Annotated in this window: 17 protein-coding genes; 8 read left to right on the forward strand and 9 right to left on the reverse strand. The window is 51.6% G+C overall.

Going from position 1 to position 17463, the window contains the following annotated elements:
* Window positions 1-5: 5 nt before the first annotated feature.
* Window positions 6-182, forward strand: coding sequence for a hypothetical protein (locus tag BZG73_RS16060; RefSeq protein WP_167369752.1), 177 nt, complete (start codon window positions 6-8; stop codon window positions 180-182).
* A gap of 120 nt (window positions 183-302) precedes the next feature.
* On the opposite strand, the gene nagZ is transcribed toward BZG73_RS16060, so the two are convergent.
* Window positions 303-1307, reverse strand: a complete 1005-nt coding sequence (gene nagZ, locus BZG73_RS07890; protein WP_077668035.1) for a beta-N-acetylhexosaminidase — start codon at window positions 1305-1307, stop codon at window positions 303-305.
* A 197-nt stretch (window positions 1308-1504) separates the two neighbouring features.
* Between nagZ and BZG73_RS07895 the strand changes: the two genes are divergently transcribed.
* Window positions 1505-2617, forward strand: a complete 1113-nt coding sequence (locus BZG73_RS07895; RefSeq protein ID WP_077606680.1) for an anhydro-N-acetylmuramic acid kinase — start codon at window positions 1505-1507, stop codon at window positions 2615-2617.
* A gap of 9 nt (window positions 2618-2626) precedes the next feature.
* On the forward strand, window positions 2627-3541 hold the full coding sequence (gene murQ, locus BZG73_RS07900) for an N-acetylmuramic acid 6-phosphate etherase (protein WP_077668036.1): 915 nt from the start codon (window positions 2627-2629) through the stop codon (window positions 3539-3541).
* A 16-nt stretch (window positions 3542-3557) separates the two neighbouring features.
* On the opposite strand, the gene BZG73_RS07905 is transcribed toward murQ, so the two are convergent.
* Complete coding sequence (locus BZG73_RS07905) at window positions 3558-6050, reverse strand: EAL domain-containing protein (RefSeq protein WP_158075281.1); 2493 nt, start codon at window positions 6048-6050, stop codon at window positions 3558-3560.
* A 418-nt stretch (window positions 6051-6468) separates the two neighbouring features.
* On the opposite strand from BZG73_RS07905, the gene BZG73_RS07910 reads away from it, so the two are divergent.
* From BZG73_RS07910 to tkt, 3 genes are all read left to right on the forward strand, one after another.
* A complete protein-coding gene (locus tag BZG73_RS07910) occupies window positions 6469-7485 on the forward strand; it encodes a sugar-binding transcriptional regulator (RefSeq protein ID WP_077668038.1) in 1017 nt (338 codons plus the stop codon).
* A 181-nt stretch (window positions 7486-7666) separates the two neighbouring features.
* Window positions 7667-8617 carry a transaldolase gene (tal, locus tag BZG73_RS07915; protein ID WP_077668039.1) on the forward strand — a complete coding sequence of 317 codons (951 nt, stop codon included), beginning with the start codon at window positions 7667-7669 and terminating at the stop codon, window positions 8615-8617.
* Between the two features lie 98 nt (window positions 8618-8715).
* Window positions 8716-10710, forward strand: coding sequence for a transketolase (tkt, locus tag BZG73_RS07920; protein ID WP_077668040.1), 1995 nt, complete (start codon window positions 8716-8718; stop codon window positions 10708-10710).
* 116 nt (window positions 10711-10826) lie between these two features.
* On the opposite strand, the gene BZG73_RS07925 is transcribed toward tkt, so the two are convergent.
* Window positions 10827-11015 (reverse strand): hypothetical protein, encoded by a 189-nt coding sequence (locus BZG73_RS07925; protein WP_046075614.1) that lies wholly within the window; start codon window positions 11013-11015, stop codon window positions 10827-10829.
* A 98-nt stretch (window positions 11016-11113) separates the two neighbouring features.
* On the opposite strand from BZG73_RS07925, the gene soxR reads away from it, so the two are divergent.
* Complete coding sequence (gene soxR / locus BZG73_RS07930) at window positions 11114-11590, forward strand: redox-sensitive transcriptional activator SoxR (protein WP_077668041.1); 477 nt, start codon at window positions 11114-11116, stop codon at window positions 11588-11590.
* A gap of 251 nt (window positions 11591-11841) precedes the next feature.
* Complete coding sequence (gene cspE / locus BZG73_RS07935) at window positions 11842-12054, forward strand: transcription antiterminator/RNA stability regulator CspE (RefSeq protein ID WP_046075612.1); 213 nt, start codon at window positions 11842-11844, stop codon at window positions 12052-12054.
* 200 nt (window positions 12055-12254) lie between these two features.
* Here cspE and BZG73_RS07940 read toward each other — a convergent pair whose 3' ends face one another.
* From BZG73_RS07940 to BZG73_RS07965, 6 genes are read right to left on the reverse strand one after another with little or no spacing between them, the layout of a single operon-like run.
* Window positions 12255-13427 carry a tetratricopeptide repeat protein gene (locus tag BZG73_RS07940; RefSeq protein ID WP_077638399.1) on the reverse strand — a complete coding sequence of 391 codons (1173 nt, stop codon included), beginning with the start codon at window positions 13425-13427 and terminating at the stop codon, window positions 12255-12257.
* Window positions 13427-14059 (reverse strand): energy transducer TonB, encoded by a 633-nt coding sequence (locus BZG73_RS07945; RefSeq protein ID WP_046075610.1) that lies wholly within the window; start codon window positions 14057-14059, stop codon window positions 13427-13429. The genes BZG73_RS07940 and BZG73_RS07945 overlap by 1 nt, the downstream gene beginning before the upstream one ends.
* 17 nt (window positions 14060-14076) lie before the next feature.
* Window positions 14077-14463: an ExbD/TolR family protein gene (locus BZG73_RS07950; protein WP_077668042.1), complete on the reverse strand. Its 387-nt coding sequence runs from the start codon at window positions 14461-14463 to the stop codon at window positions 14077-14079.
* Window positions 14463-15011 carry a MotA/TolQ/ExbB proton channel family protein gene (locus tag BZG73_RS07955; RefSeq protein ID WP_046075608.1) on the reverse strand — a complete coding sequence of 183 codons (549 nt, stop codon included), beginning with the start codon at window positions 15009-15011 and terminating at the stop codon, window positions 14463-14465. Before BZG73_RS07955 ends, BZG73_RS07950 begins: the two co-directional genes overlap by 1 nt.
* Entirely contained in the window at window positions 15008-16357 is a 1350-nt protein-coding gene (locus tag BZG73_RS07960; protein WP_046075607.1) for a MotA/TolQ/ExbB proton channel family protein, read from the reverse strand. Before BZG73_RS07960 ends, BZG73_RS07955 begins: the two co-directional genes overlap by 4 nt.
* The gene (locus tag BZG73_RS07965; protein ID WP_197075778.1) at window positions 16354-17121 is read right to left on the reverse strand and encodes a DUF3450 domain-containing protein; all 768 of its coding nucleotides are present in this window, start codon (window positions 17119-17121) and stop codon (window positions 16354-16356) included. The genes BZG73_RS07960 and BZG73_RS07965 overlap by 4 nt, the downstream gene beginning before the upstream one ends.
* Window positions 17122-17463: the final 342 nt, after the last annotated feature.

The raw sequence follows: 17463 nt of genomic DNA on the forward strand, positions 1-17463 counted from the left end.
CCACCATGGCACAGTGGGATCAATGGTTAAAACACGGCTCGCAACATAAAGAGAAGTTTAAATCTCGCCACCACGACGATTTTGATGACGATATGCCACGCGGCAAAAAAGACAAGAAGCGCAACAATAAGCGCGCTTCCCGATCGCAACACGACGACAGTTATTTCGGAGAAGACCGCTAATCGCGAGGCAAGACTCGCGGTGCATGCACTCGTCATTAATAGGATAAAGGCAACGTGATGACGTTGCCTTTTTTGTTTGTTGTGTCCCGTCCTGAAATACGTTGACACTGGTGCACTCGCTCAGGCTTGTTGCGCCTGCCACTCTTCCGCATGTCGCTTAATCTCACGCTGTGCCGACTGCCAACGCGGATCTTGCTGTAAGCGTTGCCACTCCACGGATTGGCTCACCCGCAATGTCTCAGCAGCAGGGATCGACTGAATGGGCAAAGCGTCGAGCACCGACACCGCACTGTGGCGGTCATTGCATATCAAGGCCATGTCGCATCCCGCATCAAGCGCCGCTTTGGCACGCGCGGGCGCGTCGCCGAACAAATGCGCACCGCCCATACTTAAATCATCCGAGAAAATAATCCCTTTAAACCCAAGTTGCTGGCGCAAAATCTGGGTAAGCCAGTACGGCGAGCCACTGGCTGGCAAGGCATCATGTTGCGGGTAAATAACATGGGCAGGCATCATCGCATCCACGAGCCCCCGCGCAATAAACGATTGGAAAATCGCAAAGTCGTCTGAGTGCAAAATATCGCGCGTATCCTCAGGTGTCACTAAGTGCGAGTCTTCTTTCACCCCACCGTGTCCAGGAAAATGTTTGCCCGTGGTGGCCATGCCTGCCACGCGCATACCCTTAGCAAAGGCGCCAGCATAGTCAGTGATAGCTTGATGTGTCGCACCGAAGGCACGGTCTTTGATTGCCGCACATCCAAATCCTAAATCCAGCACAGGCGCAAAACTGAGATCAATCCCATGAGCGATCAGCTCCATTGCCATCACCCAACCCGCTTGCTCCGCGAGCGCTGGACTCGCACTTAACGCACCATAAGACTGCGCTGCGGGTATGGGGGTAAACGCGTCGCGAAACCGTTGAACACGGCCCCCTTCTTGGTCAACACCGATGAGGATATCGCGCCCCGCCGCTGTGCGTATTGACTGAGTTAATGCACGCAGCTGCGCGGAGTCAAAATAATTGCGAGCAAATAGAATAACGCCTCCCACAGAGGGATGTGCCAAGATTTCTTTCTCTTCGTTATCAAGTTGCTCGGTGTGCACATCTAGCCAAACCGGTCCCATCGTTTCTCCTTCATACTCTTGTCAACCCACTGACAACCACTTTGATTATATTCGTCCAATCAGACCATTCACTATTGCAAGGCGCCAGTACCTCAAAGGGATCATCAAGCACTTTGCCACTTATCGCAATCTGTTTATACTCAGTACCTTGGTTCTTATCGTCATTTTATCGCTGGACTACTGTAAGGAAGCACCCGATGCCACAACCCGCCGCCGATATCTACATAGGTGTTATGTCAGGGACGAGCTTAGATAACATTGATGTCGTCGCTGTCCGGTTCACTCAAGCCGGCCACGTGGAGTCAATTGCTCGCCATAGTGACCCGCTACCGCAGGATATTAAAGCTACCGTGATCACCTTGAGCCGAGGTCATCCGATGTCAGTCAAAGCCTTGGGCGAACTCGATCGCCGCTTAGGGGAGTGTTACGCCAATGCCATCAATACCCTACTTGAACAAGCGGCGTTACTGCCTAAACATGTCGCGGCGGTCGGTTGTCATGGTCAAACCGTCTATCACCAACCGAGCGGCGATTATCCATTCACCATGCAACTTGGCGACGCCAATGTGATTGCGGCGCGAACCGGCATTACCACTGTCGCTGATTTTAGGCGTAAAGACATGGCGTATGGCGGTCAAGGCGCCCCTTTGGTGCCCGCCTTTCACAATGATTACTTTGCCGATAGCGAACAAGCCACCGCAGTAGTGAATATTGGCGGTATTGCCAACGTATCAATGATTTGTCCCGATCGCCCTTTATATGGCTATGATACGGGTCCAGGGAATATGTTGATGGATGCCTGGACGCAGCGTCACCGTCACCAAGCCTATGACAAAGATGGCGAGTGGGCAGCCACCAGCTGCGCGTATCAACCCTTACTCAACCGCCTGTTATCCGACGCGTACTTCTCACGTCCGGCTCCTAAAAGTACCGGGCGGGAATACTTTAATCTCGATTGGCTCGACCGTCACCTGCTCGCGTTTTCACTCTCTCCAGACCAAGTGCAAGCCACCTTGCTGGCATTGACTGCCGAAAGTATCGCGTTAGCGATCCGTCCATTAGAACGTGGCCGAGTGTTCGTGTGTGGCGGTGGCGCGCACAACCAGGCATTGATGCATGCGTTACAACAGGCACTTCCGCAATGGTCCATTGCACAAACTGACGATGCCGGGATCAGTTGCGACGATATGGAAGCCATTGCCTTTGCTTGGCTGGCTAGGCAAACCCTTAATCACCAACCAGGCAATGTGCCCGCCGTGACTGGCGCAACACAAGCCTGTTGTCTTGGTGCCATTTATCTACCTTACTGAGGAACGATTATGTCAGCCCCCAGCGTCGACCAGCTAAAAGGCTTACTCTCAGAAACACGCAACCCACATACACTGACGATCGACCAACAAGACACACTTGGCTTGGTGACAATGATTAACGCAGAGGATAAGGGCGTAGCCTCCGCTGTGCAGACGCAGCTCCCCGCGATTGCAAAAGCGGTCGATGCGATTGCGGCAAGTTTTAACCAAGGCGGTCGTCTTATCTACATCGGTGCAGGGACAAGTGGTCGACTGGGTGTGCTTGACGCAGCCGAATGCCCGCCCACCTTTGGGGTGAATAGCCAGCAAGTCATAGGACTGATTGCCGGTGGCGAGCCTGCTATGTTCGTCGCCCAAGAAGGCGCTGAAGACAACCCAGATGCAGGTAAAGCGGATTTGGTCACACAAGGCCTCACCGCGAAGGATGTGGTGGTCGGTATCGCCGCCAGTGGCCGCACGCCTTATGTCATCGGTGCACTCGATTACGCCAAGCAAGTCGGCGCAGTCACGGTCGCTTTGTCATGTAACCCCAATGCCGCCATTAACGCCTACGCCCAGATTGCCATTACGCCCGAAGTTGGCCCTGAAGCGCTCACAGGCTCAACCCGAATGAAGTCAGGCACTGCACAAAAACTGGTATTAAATATGCTGAGCACCGCCGCCATGATAAAGACGGGCAAGTGCTATCAAAACCTGATGGTCGATGTAAAAGCCAGCAACGATAAACTGGTTACCCGTTCCACGTTGATCGTGATGGAAGCGACAGGATGTGAAGAACACACCGCAACACACGCCCTGTCACAGTCAGATGGTGAGGTGAAGGTCGCCATTTTTATGATTTTAGCGGAGCAAGACCCGGCGACGGCACGGCAGCGGCTTCAGCAAGCCAATGGGCATTTACGTGATGCATTGCAATTAGGTTGATGCAATGTACCCACTCTTATCCACTTGAGGACGAGCGTATATTTTGTTCTCTTAGCACCGTGGTCGGTTGCACGCTGTCCATGCGCTCAACGTAAGCCTGATATTGTTGGAACGGAAGCGGCCGAGAGTAATAATAGCCCTGTGACACATCGACACCATAACGTCGCAGTAATGTCTCCGCTTCCTCGGTTTCCACGCCCTCAGCAACGACCATTACCCCCAGTGATCGCGCCATGTCCGTGGTCGCACGAACAATGCTTTGGTGACGACCACTCTTGTGAAGATCTCGCACAAAACTGCGATCAATTTTAAGCTCAGTGAATGGGAGTTGCGAGAGGAAATATAACGAGGAATAGCCCGTGCCATAGTCATCGATCGATACTTCAATGCCGCTGGCTGATAGTGCTGTAATCAGTTGTTTTAGCCAGTTGTAGTCCTCGACCATCACCGACTCTGTCAGTTCCAGCGAAATCAAGTTAGTCGGTATGTCATATTGATGCGCCAGCGCGACCACACGGTTGGCCAGATCCGGAATATAGATATCAGACGCACTGATATTGATTGACAGGCGGCGACAATGGCCGTTAGTGATCAGCTGCGCTTGCTGCTGGAAAGCCCGCTGAATCACCCACAGCGTGAGGTTATTGATGATACCGACATCTTCTGCCATCCGCACAAACACTTCAGGCGATATTTGCCCGTACTCAGGGTGTGTCCAACGCGCTAAGACTTCCGAGCCATGGACAGAGCCAGTGCGTAAATCAATCTGCGGTTGGTGATACAGCTCTAATTGATCATTCTCGATAGCATCCCTCAGGTCGGTCACGAGAGAAACATGCAATTGATGGTGTCGTTGCTCGTAAGAATTAAAATGTGCATAGTGGCTGGCAAGCGATCGATGTTGATCAATGGCGCTCAGGGCGCGGCTGATTAAAAGGCTTGGGTGGTCACCGTCAGTGGGATAGTGGCAAACACCAATACGCGCATTCACTTGCGTCACAAATGAGCCAACACATAAGTCACCATTTAATCCTTTAATGACGGAATCGAGAATCGTATCGCAAGCCGAGCGGTCGACATCATCAATCAAAAACGCAAACACGCCCTCTTTTAAACAACCCAAACGATAATCCGGCATATCACTGTCGGTTTTCACTCCCAACACAGGTTGCATCATCAACACATCATTAATACGGCCAGCAATCGCGTTAATGTATTCCTCGCGGGCGTGCTCATCTAAATACGGAAGCAGGCTGTTGTAATTATCCACTGATAAACAGCACAAATTGAAACGGGCATTTCGGCTGATCAAATCATTGACCACCATATGTAACACATTGTTATTTGGTAGATAACTCAGCGTGTCATGCGTCAGCGCCTGCATTTCCTGTAATCGCTGGTACCGGAAGCGTTCAGCGAGAGCCAATGAAAAGAAAATCATGGTCATTCCCAGCGACATCATCAGTGCGTAACGTGATAGCAGACTGTAATCAATAACGTTGAGCATCAGAGCGTAGAAAATCACCCCGCCCACCATGGCCGGGATCCAACAGAGGGTAAAGAGCGAGAGCCAAAGTTTCTTCGGTTGCCATTGGTGCCATACATAATAGGCCACCAAGCCATAGACCGGTAATTGCGCGATAAAAACAAATGAAAGCGACACATACGTGGGGGTGATAAAACTTAGCAAGGCCAAGCCAAACAGCCCCCCGGTGGTCATAAAAAAGAGTGAACGCGCGCGCTGATAAAGCCGACTTCGCTCAAAGTCTAGAAAATAGTAGGTGAACCATAATCCCGCCATGAGTAGGCAAACGGCCAACGCCACCAAGTGATTACTGATAAATATCTGCACCGGATCCGGCAAAAAGTAACGACTGAAACCATGATTAACACTCACAAGCAAGGTACTCATTAGAGCGACAAGCACAAAAATGAGATAGACGCGCTGACGACTGTAGACATACACCCCTGCGCTATACAGCGCGACCAAAAAGGTAAAGGTGATGAAGCCGCCCCAAACCAAATGCAAAGACCGAGATAACTGATCAAACGCCTGGTGCGACATCACGCTTAACGGCATGATCGCCATATCATTCGAGGTGACTTTGAGCAGTAATTGGTTATCGCGCTCCGGCAGTAAGTTAACCGGAATGGAATGGGGCATTGGCAAGCGGCTCAAGCGTGCCGATGTTTTATCCCCTGCTTTTATCTGTGAGCGCACCTGCTCGCCATCCAAAATATGGTACGCGTCTAGATAGTCAATCAGTGGGTTATCGGTGAGCACATGGATGTCGCGCTCAGTCAATCCGTGGTAATTAAACTCAAGCTTGATCCAATAGGTTTGATAAGCCAGCTTCCACGGGATCTCACCCGTGTTATCGGCTTTCGTAAAGGGGGCATGATCGAGCACATAGTTAAGAGATAGCTCGTTTGTCTCGTCAATGAAATAGCTATAGTCCGTATCCACCAGTGATAGTTCGGGCGCTGTGGTGCGACTCAAACTCGTCATCCAAAATCCGACAGCGAACATAACCACCAGTATGAACAAGGTCGTCACCCAAATAAGGGGCTGCCGAGACTGCAATGCGTGCATAAAAATACACTCCTTAGCCAAAAACGAGTCTGCCGCCCAAGATTTACTCCCTTTTCTGTGTACATCTTTTAAATTAATCTGTCCGGAAACCTGGGAGGGACTTAATAAAACTAGATAGTAATGGCTATTTTTTCAAACATAACGCCTTTAAAAAGCCTGTCCGCGCCATCAATCAGATATTTCCACGACTTGTGGTTGCACCTAAAACAATGAACAATCGTTTTTAAACATAACATTTGTTCAAATCTCGTCAGCTCGCTATACTGATCGCCGTTGCAGTCAGCCGTACAGTGTGCGGTGAGTTTGATTCGATCGATGAGCGAGACCAAAATACATGAGTACGCCGACGTCCCTAGATAACGTTCACGAAGACACTGATTTGCTGACCGAAATCGCCATTCTGTATTACCAGCAAAGCGCGACCCAAGAGGAGATCGCACGCAAATACAAAATTAGTCGCCCCAAAGTCAGCCGCCTGCTCCGAAAAGCACGTGAGGAAGGGATTGTTGAAATCACGGTGAAGTTTCACCCGGTGCACAGCGCGCAGTTAGAACAAAGGCTCATGGCGCGATTTAATCTCAAACGCGCATTAATTTCTCTCGATCAACCCACCCCCGAAGAGCAGCGCACTCAAGTCGCGACCCTGGTTTCCACTTACTTGGATGGTAACCTCAACGACGGCATGGTGGTCGCGGTGGGACAAGGCCAAAACGTCGCCGCGGTGGCTGATCATCCCGGAGTCGTCTCTCATCGCCAAGCACGATTTGTCTGTGCTATCGGCGGTACCCACCGAAGTGGTGATGCATTTAACGCGGATCATATCTGCCGGCGTCTCGCCAAAAAATTTGGCGGCAGCAGTGAAACCTTGTACGCCCCTGCCTACGTCGATAACGAATCAATCCAACAAGTGTTTGTCTCTCACCCCAATATCAGCGAAACCTTGAACCAGGCAAGAAAGGCAGAGTTTGCACTGGTAGGGATTGGCGACATGGACGAAAATAGCCATATGGTGAAATTGGGCTGCTTTACCGCGCGCGAATTTGTTGAAGCACGTGTCAACCATGGTATTGTCGGAGACATCGGTGGCTTTGATTTTTTCCGTCTCGACGGACAACCCACCGACAATTTGATGCGAGGACGAGTGGTTGGGCTAGCCATGCCTGATTTGGCGCGTATACCCAGTGTGATAGCCATGGCCAGTGAGAGTCGTAAAGCTTTGTCCATTCTTGGCGCTTTGCGTACGGGCGTGATTGATGTGCTGGCCACCAGCGCAAGTTGTGCGATGGCACTGCTCAACATGTCAGAGCCCGCCCCTGATGAAACCGCGTTCATGTTTCAACAGGATGAGTAAATTCGAGACGAAAGAGTGAGACTTAACTCTCTTTATGTCGCAATACAATTGACAAGTGACGTAAAAAACTCAAAGATCGTCACATCATTTGCTCAGGCGCGTTGCATCTGTTCATAGTTCAGAGCAAACGTTAGCACGTAACTCGGCGTCTGGGCCTACCACGTAAAGAAGGTGAGTGAAGATGAGCAACAAACTGGACCAACTCCGTGCCCTAACCACAGTGGTCGCTGACACAGGCGACATCGAAGCGATTAAAAAATACCAACCGCAAGACGCCACAACCAACCCTTCTCTGATCCTCAAAGCCGCGCAAATCAAAGAATATGCGCCGCTGATCGATGAAGCGATTGCCTATGCAAAATCACACAGCAGCGACGCAGACCAGCAAGTTGCTGACACCTGTGACCGTCTGGCCGTCAACATTGGTAAAGAAATCCTGAATGTGATCCCTGGCCGTATCTCTACCGAGGTAGACGCACGTTTGTCTTACGACACAGAAGCCAGTGTGGCCAAAGCGCGCAAGCTTATCAGCATGTATAACGAAGCTGGGATCAGCAACGAGCGTATTCTGATCAAACTGGCGTCAACTTGGGAAGGCATTCGTGCCGCAGAAATCCTGGAAAAAGAAGGGATCAACTGTAACCTGACACTCTTGTTCTCATTCGCGCAAGCACGTGCCTGTGCCGAAGCGGGCGCTTACCTGATTTCACCGTTTGTGGGCCGCATCATGGATTGGTACAAAGCCAAAGAAGGCCGTGATTTCGAGGCCGCAGAAGACCCAGGCGTTAAATCTGTCACCACCATCTACAACTACTACAAAGCTCACGGCTATGACACCGTAGTGATGGGCGCAAGCTTCCGTAATACAGGCGAAATTCTAGAGCTTGCTGGCTGCGACCGTCTCACCATCAGCCCACAGCTTCTACAAGAGCTGAGCGATGCCGACGGTGACGTGCCGGTTAAGCTAAAAGATGCGGGAGCCACCGAGCAGCGCCCAACGCGTATGACCCACGCCGAATTCTTATGGGAGCACAACCAAGACGCGATGGCGGTTGAGAAGCTTGCGGAAGGCATTCGCAATTTTGCGGTTGACCAAGGCAAGCTTGAAGATATGATTCGCGAACAACTGTGATCCAACACAAAGCGTGATTTAACACAATAAAAGCGGCTTAGCCCGCTTTTATGATACTGTTTGACCCTATTTCACCTGTTCAACCTGTAGGTAAACACATGGAACGCAAAATGCTAGCTAACGCCATCCGCGCCCTTGCGATGGACGGTGTTCAAAAAGCCAAATCTGGTCACCCAGGCGCCCCAATGGGCATGGCTGATATCGCCGAAGTCTTGTGGCGCGACCACATGAATCACAACCCACAAAACCCAGATTGGGCCAACCGTGACCGTTTCGTACTGTCAAACGGCCACGGCTCTATGCTGATTTATTCGCTACTGCACCTGACCGGGTATGGCGTTTCAATTGACGATCTTAAACAGTTCCGTCAGTTGCACTCGAATACCCCAGGCCACCCTGAATATGGCTACGCACCGGGCATTGAAACCACGACAGGTCCTCTCGGCCAGGGCATTACCAATGCCGTGGGTATGGCAGTGGCAGAGAAATCGCTCGCGGCGCAATTTAACCGCGACGGCCATGACATCGTCGACCACCACACCTACGCATTCTTGGGTGATGGCTGCTTGATGGAAGGTATCTCGCACGAAGCATGCTCACTCGCCGGCACCCTAGGCCTGGGCAAGCTGATCGCCTTCTGGGATGACAACGGCATTTCTATCGATGGCCATGTGGAAGGTTGGTTCTCTGACGATACCGCGAAACGCTTTGAATCTTATGGCTGGCACGTGATCCCTGCCGTCGACGGCCATGATTCGGCGGCTATCCAAGCGGCCATTGAAGCGGCAAAGGCAGAAACCGGCAAGCCGACCCTGATTTGTACCAAGACCACCATCGGTTATGGCTCACCCAACAAAGCAGGCAGCCATGACTGCCACGGTGCACCACTGGGTGATGACGAAGTACAAGCTGCGCGTGAATTCCTCGGTTGGGAGCATGGCCCATTTGAGATCCCACAAGACATTTACGCACAGTGGGATGCCAAAGAAGCCGGTGCGGCTAAAGAAGCCGCATGGAATGAGAAATTCGCTGCGTATCAAGCACAATACCCTGAGCTAGCCGCTGAGTTTACTCGTCGCATGAAGGGTGAGCTGCCAAGCAACTGGGACAGCGAAACACAAAAGCTGATTGCCGATCTGCAAGCTAACCCAGCCAAAATTGCATCACGTAAAGCGTCACAAAACGTGTTAGAAGCGTTCGGCAAGCTACTGCCAGAACTACTGGGTGGCTCTGCTGACTTAGCCCCGTCTAACTTGACCATGTGGTCAGGCTCGAAAGCGATTAGCGCAGACGATGCCAGCGGCAACTACCTGCACTACGGTGTGCGTGAGTTTGGTATGACCGCCATTATCAACGGTATTGCCCTGCACGGCGGTTTTGTGCCTTACGGTGCGACCTTCCTGATCTTTATGGAGTACGCCCGTAACGCGATGCGTATGGCTGCTCTGATGAAGGTGCAGAATATTCAAGTGTATACTCACGACTCGATTGGCCTGGGTGAAGACGGGCCAACTCACCAACCGGTTGAGCAAATGGCTACCTTGCGTCAAACGCCAAACATGAGCATGTGGCGCCCTTGTGACCAAGTTGAATCCGCGGTCGCGTGGAAAGCAGCGGTTGAGCGTAAAGACGGCCCAAGTGCCCTCGTGTTCTCTCGCCAAGGCCTGGCTCAGCAAGAGCGTGACAACGCACAGTTGGCTAACATTGCCAAAGGTGGCTACATCCTTAAAGATTCAGCGGGTAAGCCTGATCTGATCTTGATTGCGACCGGCTCTGAAGTCGAATTAGCGATGGAATCAGCCGCGAAACTGAACGAAGCCGGCAAGCAAGTGCGTGTGGTCTCTATGCCAAGCACTGACTTGTTCGATAAGCAAGATGCCGCCTACCGCGAATCCGTGCTGCCATCAGACGTGACAGCACGTATCGCCATTGAGGCAGGTATCGCCGATTACTGGTACAAGTATGTGGGTCTAGATGGCCGCGTTGTCGGTATGACCACCTTCGGTGAGTCAGCACCGGCTGACGAGCTGTTCAAAATGTTCGGCTTCACCGTTGAAAACGTGGTTAACACTGCCGAAGAGCTGCTCGCTTAATCGCACCTCACGGCACGTTAATTCTGCGAAGGCCAGTCAGCAATGACTGGCCTTTTTTCTACCCTCGCTTCTCGCATCCTGCAACCCATGCTGTAACAGCGACAGATGCAGCGCGCTTATAGAAAGCGACTCGCCGAGGGACGCACATTAGCATCCAGAGTATCCACCCCTATGTCATTTTGAAGGTGGGCTGGCATCGATGCGATTGGCACTGCTTTCGGTTTACGGCTCGTACCAACTCGCCCTTGAACACCTTGTATAATCGCCAATAACATTGAGGTAACGCCCGCTTTCATTTCTTTCATCGTGATTCCCCTCTCATTGTGTTGTGAAGATGCTAGTCAGGATAAAACCTCAAGTTATATTGAGGTAAACAAGGAGTGGCAGAAAAAGGTGAAAAAAGATGGAAATGAGCGTTGGGCAAGTGGCAAAACGCGCGGGGGTAAAGGTCTCCACCCTACACTTTTACGAGCAAAAAGGCTTGATCACCAGTTGGCGTAACGCGGGCAATCAACGCCGCTACGACCGCGCTGTTCTACGTCGTCTTGCGGTGATTAAAGCTGCACAACATGTGGGGCTCTCACTTGAAGAGATAGGCGAAGCATTAAGTGAACTGCCCTCTCACCGCGCTCCCACCAAAGAGCAATGGCGTGATATGGCACAGCGCTGGGATGCCACCCTCAATGAGCAAATCGCACGCTTACAGCAGTTACAGGCCAATTTAAGTGGCTGCATTGGCTGTGGCTGCCTATCAATGAAAACCTGCTCGCTCTATAACCCCAATGATGTGGTTGGTGAAGTCACCCAAGATGACAACGTGTTGAATCACCCGAAAATGGGAGTAACCCAACTGTTAAAAGATTGGGGAAAGAGGCGATAAATAGCCCAATCGCAACGCTTCACCCAACGATTAAATAAAAATACTCACAACGCTTTACATGTGAGCGTAATGCTGTATGGTAGTGACAGCTCTGGAACATGGAGCATCAATGATACATCAAGTAAAAGTCAACATAAGCTACGCTATTATCAATATTATAGAGTTTCTAACGTTACCCGCTTTCGCTTTTAGACATTTCATCGACTCCGTTCAAAGCTATCCTATTTTTTGTAATTTAAGAGAGAATGATTATGTCTAATCAAGCAACTGGTATCGTAAAGTGGTTTAACGAAGAGAAAGGTTTCGGTTTCATCACTCGTGACAACGGCGAAAAGGACGTGTTTGTACACTTCCGTGCGATCGTTGGCGAAGGTTTCAAAACCCTAACTGAAGGCCAGCGTGTGAACTTCACCGTTGAGCAAGGCCAAAAAGGCCCACAGGCATCTGACGTTACCGTCGCATAAGAAGCCAGATCTGATTGATAGAGGGCGCTCAGGCGCCCTTTTTTTGTGCCTATAGTTTGGCGAACGTGATCAACACAGCGGATGGCAAAGGATAGACACAACACGTTTTCACAAAAAAGCCCCGGCTATCTGGTGTAGCACCAAGCTGGGGCTTTTTATCAGAGTAACCGACCAAGGGTCACTCGCTACCTGTGACTTAATCAGCCTCGCTGCATTGTCTGACGCTTTTTCAAAAACGTTAACCAGCTCTCTACCGCCTCATCAGGGGCAATCTTTTTAGCAATACGTGCTTGCTCAAGGGCCTGGTCAAACTGCTTCAGTTTGTAGTAGGCGCGCACTTTTGTCAGCGCTATCTCTTTAGCAGATGCCCCTTTACCCGCCTTATCAAGCGAAGTAAGTGCTTGCTGATAGTCGCCTTGCTGAATTTGCATTAACGCCAATTGCCAATGGTACTGACGGTCTTTTTGTGCGGCTAAACGCCAAGCTGAAACCGCTTGAGGCCATTCTCGCGCTTGCTGCCATAAGCTTGCTTGCTGCGCGAGCGTTTGCGCATCTTGCTCGTTCTCAGGCAAGCGTTTGAGCCACTTCGCTGCCCGCTCGGGGACGCCGACATTGGCATACAACTGCGCCACCGTACGCTGCTCACTCGGTTCAAGCGCTATCCCTTTTCGTTTGGCGAGTAAATAGGTGCTGATCGCCTCTTTTGGTTGCTCCAAGCGCACATAGTTGGCCGCCAACTGGCGCCACCATTGCTTATTGTCAGGCTCGAGCTTCAACAATGCTTTAAGCGTCGGTGTCGCCCCACGCCATTGCTCAAGTTGTAGCTGCGCTCCCAACTTCAATGACAGCGCTGACACGCTGGCGCTATTTTTTACTACGCCCTGATACGCCGGATAGGCGTTTAATACCTGGCTCCATTGTTCACGCTGATAGTGCGCCTGCATAATCCGCAGCCATACGTCTTCCGCTTGATCCGATTTCTCTTTGGGAACCGAACGCGCCAGCGGATAGTAGTATTGAAGTGCAGCGGCATATTGACCATCAATCAACAATAAATCAGCGAGCATACGCTTGGTTTGCCAGGCTTGCGCATCTTGCAACTGTTCACTGTCAACCGCACGTTGAATATGGACGATCGCCTTGTCGTTATTGCCATATTGCCAATAGAACACCCCCAACGCGCGATCGACAAACGCTTTATCGTAGGCGCGTTCAGCAGACAGCGCTTCGAGCACGGCAATCGCCTCCCCCAGTTTGGCGTCTTGCTCTAACGTTTGTGCTTTTTCAATAGAGCGTGCCACCGAGGGTGATAGCTGGGCAGCGACTGGCAGCGCAGTGAACAATACTAAGGTAACAATGAGTCGTTTAAACATTAGCGTAAGTTAAACTCCAGTTTCACCTGTTGACCGGGTTGGGCCACGGCTTCTCCGTTAACCACTTTCGGCTCATATTTCCATTTTCGAAGCGCGCGTAACGCCTCTCGCTCAAAAACACGTGGCGGGTTCGCATCGACCACAGTCAAATCTTGTGGACGTCCCGAGGGGCTAATGGTAAAGCTCACCACCACAAATCCCTCTAGGCCACGGCGCATGGCGCGTGGTGGATAGTTGGGCTCGACCCGAAATAGCGGCATCGCCTGCTGATTGTTCGGCCCAGTGCTGACATTTAAATCGCCTAGCGACGGGGCTTGCACCATCACCCCTTGAATATTGCTTTGCACATTCAAGTTAGGCATATCCGGTTGTGGCGCCGCGCTGGATTGTGTCTGCGTTTGCGTGACCGGCGTCGGTGGATCGGGCACCTCAGGCGGTGTCGGGCGCTCCGGCACACTGCGTTGGCGACGTTGTACCTCGGTATCCGGCTCTTGCATGAAAATATCAATGCTTACCGAGGAAGGCGTCTCCTGAGGCCGCTGAGACGACTGTCCGACCATCAACGCCATCAACATAAATAGGCCAAGCGTAAAGACCAACGCCGCCGGCAATGAGATTAGCCATCGCTTCATTACGGCGACTCCGTGGCCTACGCAATGCTACCAATGCCGGCACCTTTCGCCGCGTCCATCACTTCAACCACGGTGCCATTGTAGGCCAGCTCATCGGCTTGAATCACCAGCGACGCGTCAGGCTTATCGAGCAACAGGTGTTCAAGGGTCGCTTCCACACGTTCCACATCGACAAGACGCTTATCAATGTACACCTCATTCGAGGCGGTGACCGCGACAAAAATACCCGCCTCTTTTTGGCTGGTTGAGTGGCTGGCTTCCGGACGGTTTACTTCCACGCCAGACTCGCGCACAAACGAGCTAGTGACAATAAAAAAGATCAGCATGATGAACACAATGTCCAACATGGAGGTTAAATCAACCTGCGCTTCTTCGCGCTGTTTTTGGGCTCGAATCAATCGCATTACTGACTCCGAAGCGCCTGCTCCAGCGCGATTTCACGGCGCTGACAGGCTTTAACTAAACGGGCATGGGCAAACATACCGGCCAAGGCAGCTACCATACCTGCCATGGTGGGTAAGGTGGCCATTGAAATACCTGAGGCCATTAAGCGGGGCTCACTGGTGCCTTGACTGGCCATGACATCAAACACAGAAATCATCCCCGTGACCGTGCCTAACAGCCCCAACATCGGACAAATCGCCACCAAGGCTTTAATAAAGCCAAGATAACGGCCGAGATCCTGTTGGGCTTGAAACAACCAGCCTTGGCGAATGGCGCGTGCATGCCAAGAATGGTGATCGGTACGCGCTTGCCACGCCGCAACCCACGCGCGACGTTGTGCGGGGAACCGTGAATACAGGTATAGCAGGCGTTCAATCACCAACACCCAGCACACCAATACCACCACACCGAGCCACCAAAGCACGGGCCCACCTTGCGCCATAAAATGACGCAAGGTGCTCCAAATATCTTGCTGGCCAAGCTGTGAGAATAACTCGACGTCTATCATGCCGCTTGTCCGGTTTCCGCTCTCTGATCACTGTTTTCAGCTTGTTCAGCCACCAAACTAATGCTTTGCTTTTCCAGCATGCCGCGAATGTGATCAGCTTGCCCACTGAGGATATTATGCGCCAGCAGTAGCGGAATGGCCGCAATCAAGCCGAGCACTGTGGTAACCAACGCCATCGAGATGCCATCTGCCATCACTTTCGGGTCGCCATTACCAAACTGGGTGATCACTTGGAAGGTTTCTATCATCCCGGTCACCGTCCCCAGTAAGCCGAGCATCGGTGCTAACGCGGCAAGCAGTTTGAGCATCGAGAGGCCTTTTTCGCAGCCTTGTTGCTCATCCACCACCGCTTCTAATAAACGCAGCTCCAGTGATTCCACATCACGCTTTGGTGCATCATGATAGACCTTCAGCACACGGCCAAGCGGATTATCCTCTGGCGACTCAGGATGTTTAAGCTGGCGATGCATTTTGGCGTGAATCGAGAGCAAGACAGCTCCGCGATAAAGAGCAATTAACAAGCCGACAGTCAATAAGGCCGCGATCACTTTGGCGACGAAGCCACCCTGCGCAAAGCGGTCGCTCAAGCTTGGCGCATTTTCAAGCTGTCCGAGTAAAAAGCCCCGTGATGGATCGACAAGCACGGTCTCACCCACGTTGGTAATGGCTTGCTCAAGCTTTGCGGATGTTAACGTCTCATCCGGTTGGGCGCGGTAGGGAACGGCCACTTGTCGCGCCGATTGCCAGTTTAAATACCCTTGCTCATTCACCAAGCCTAGGTTACCCACTCGCACCACCGACTGTTCCGCCGACACACCTTGCGCATTCACCACAGGTAGAGAAAGGGCTTGCAACTCGCCACTGGTTTGCATTTGCGTGAGCATGCCCTGCCACAGGCTATTAAGCTGCTTGAGCGAGGGCAAAGTATCGGCGGCAACAATATCCGCCACCGTTTGATTAAACGCAGGTTGAGTGATCGCCACATAGCTCGACGCCCCGTCGGTCTGAATGGTTTTACTTGCTTGGCGCACCACACCAAACAGCTCACCCAAACTGCCCGACTCCAAACGCAGCTTATCTTCTAACGACGCCAGTTGTTGCTCGTTATCGCTGAAGGTGTCACTGAGCTTCTCGGTTTCCGCCTCTAACGCGTTGCGCGTGGCTTTGAGCTGATTGAGCTTCTCACGTAGCTCACGCTCGGTCATCGCGAATTGTGCTTCTCGCGCTTGGTTATGCTCACTCGCCTGTTGATGCGCCTGTTGGGTTTGACCAACAAGATCATCAGCGTGGGTAAAAGGCGCAACGACGACAAAACAGGTTACGGCAATCAGGGTTTTCCAGCTCATGATTTCACCCCTTGGTTGGCACTCAATGGCAGAGATAACAATGACGGTGCCATTTGCTTTTGCGCCACCGCAAAGGCCTTATCCACCGCTTCCGCGACACTCGCATCCAATGCGACCCACTGATCATCGCGGGCACTCCACAGCCAATACTGCTTACCATCTAAGCTACGCGCCACCAGCGACATACGGCCCAGATGGAGGACATCGACCTGGTGATCTCGACCATCGAGCACTACGGTATCTTGATAGGCATCAAGCTTGCTGCCATAGTCTCGCTCAATCTGGTATGCCTCGAGAATACGACGGAATTTCTCCGAGTCCGCCACATCGGCACGGGTCATCATGGCTTTAAGTTTTTGTAAACGGGCTTGGCGTTGATCGGCTTTGAGAGGAATATCCTCGGCAAGCCACTGCTCGAGCCCACCCAACATGCGATACATTAAAGGCACGATGCCTTGGCGAGTGTCTTTAATCTCGTCGATTTGATTCCGCAGGCTGGTCGCCTCTTTATCCTGATTGACCACCAAGTTTTGCAAGTGATCGCGATAGATTTCCAGGTTACTGATCTGCGCTTGTAGCTGCTCAATTTCTTGGCGCATGGCCAAGCTGCTATCAGAATGACGATTAATCCGTGACTGTGACTGCGCGGCCTCTTGGGTAGTGTTCCCCTCAATCGCTTGCGCCTTTTCGAGTTGATCCGCACTCACTGCTGGGGTCAGCGCCAAACAGGACGCAACGCCGAGCGCGAGCCGAAATGAAGACAATTTTATCATGGTGATATCTGCAAACATGCTTTGATGGTGTGGCTTTGCCACAAATAAAAGTGAGAATAGTTTCTATTTGCGTGCAATGTACCGAGTTTAGCGACAAAAATCTAGCCTAGCAGGTCCAGAGGTGCGGGAATATTACTCATATCAAGTCACGATAAGCTGACAGTGCTATAAAGCGGGATAGTGCATTTCATCACGATGGTCTGCGCCGATGTGGAAATAATTCACTATTCGCCAATTAGCTTTACTCAATCACACCTGATAATGAAAAAAATAATAATTTTAGAGAGTTATCGCAATTTTATTGACGTTGCTGTGGCACGCTCTATAGCCCAT

The organism is Salinivibrio siamensis, from assembly GCF_001996005.1.
Taxonomy (GTDB): domain Bacteria; phylum Pseudomonadota; class Gammaproteobacteria; order Enterobacterales; family Vibrionaceae; genus Salinivibrio; species Salinivibrio siamensis.

Excerpts from the sequence above, each read along its gene's own strand:
- BZG73_RS16060 (WP_167369752.1), top strand. The coding sequence starts at position 6 with ATGGCACAGTGGGATCAATGGTTAAAACACGGCTCGCAACATAAAGAG.
- nagZ (WP_077668035.1), bottom strand. The coding sequence starts at position 1,307 with ATGGGACCGGTTTGGCTAGATGTGCACACCGAGCAACTTGATAACGAA.
- BZG73_RS07895 (WP_077606680.1), top strand. The coding sequence starts at position 1,505 with ATGCCACAACCCGCCGCCGATATCTACATAGGTGTTATGTCAGGGACG.
- murQ (WP_077668036.1), top strand. The coding sequence starts at position 2,627 with ATGTCAGCCCCCAGCGTCGACCAGCTAAAAGGCTTACTCTCAGAAACA.
- BZG73_RS07905 (WP_158075281.1), bottom strand. The coding sequence starts at position 6,050 with ATGACGAGTTTGAGTCGCACCACAGCGCCCGAACTATCACTGGTGGAT.
- BZG73_RS07910 (WP_077668038.1), top strand. The coding sequence starts at position 6,469 with ATGAGTACGCCGACGTCCCTAGATAACGTTCACGAAGACACTGATTTG.
- tal (WP_077668039.1), top strand. The coding sequence starts at position 7,667 with ATGAGCAACAAACTGGACCAACTCCGTGCCCTAACCACAGTGGTCGCT.
- tkt (WP_077668040.1), top strand. The coding sequence starts at position 8,716 with ATGGAACGCAAAATGCTAGCTAACGCCATCCGCGCCCTTGCGATGGAC.
- BZG73_RS07925 (WP_046075614.1), bottom strand. The coding sequence starts at position 11,015 with ATGAAAGAAATGAAAGCGGGCGTTACCTCAATGTTATTGGCGATTATA.
- soxR (WP_077668041.1), top strand. The coding sequence starts at position 11,114 with ATGGAAATGAGCGTTGGGCAAGTGGCAAAACGCGCGGGGGTAAAGGTC.
- cspE (WP_046075612.1), top strand. The coding sequence starts at position 11,842 with ATGTCTAATCAAGCAACTGGTATCGTAAAGTGGTTTAACGAAGAGAAA.
- BZG73_RS07940 (WP_077638399.1), bottom strand. The coding sequence starts at position 13,427 with ATGTTTAAACGACTCATTGTTACCTTAGTATTGTTCACTGCGCTGCCA.
- BZG73_RS07945 (WP_046075610.1), bottom strand. The coding sequence starts at position 14,059 with ATGAAGCGATGGCTAATCTCATTGCCGGCGGCGTTGGTCTTTACGCTT.
- BZG73_RS07950 (WP_077668042.1), bottom strand. The coding sequence starts at position 14,463 with ATGCGATTGATTCGAGCCCAAAAACAGCGCGAAGAAGCGCAGGTTGAT.
- BZG73_RS07955 (WP_046075608.1), bottom strand. The coding sequence starts at position 15,011 with ATGATAGACGTCGAGTTATTCTCACAGCTTGGCCAGCAAGATATTTGG.
- BZG73_RS07960 (WP_046075607.1), bottom strand. The coding sequence starts at position 16,357 with ATGAGCTGGAAAACCCTGATTGCCGTAACCTGTTTTGTCGTCGTTGCG.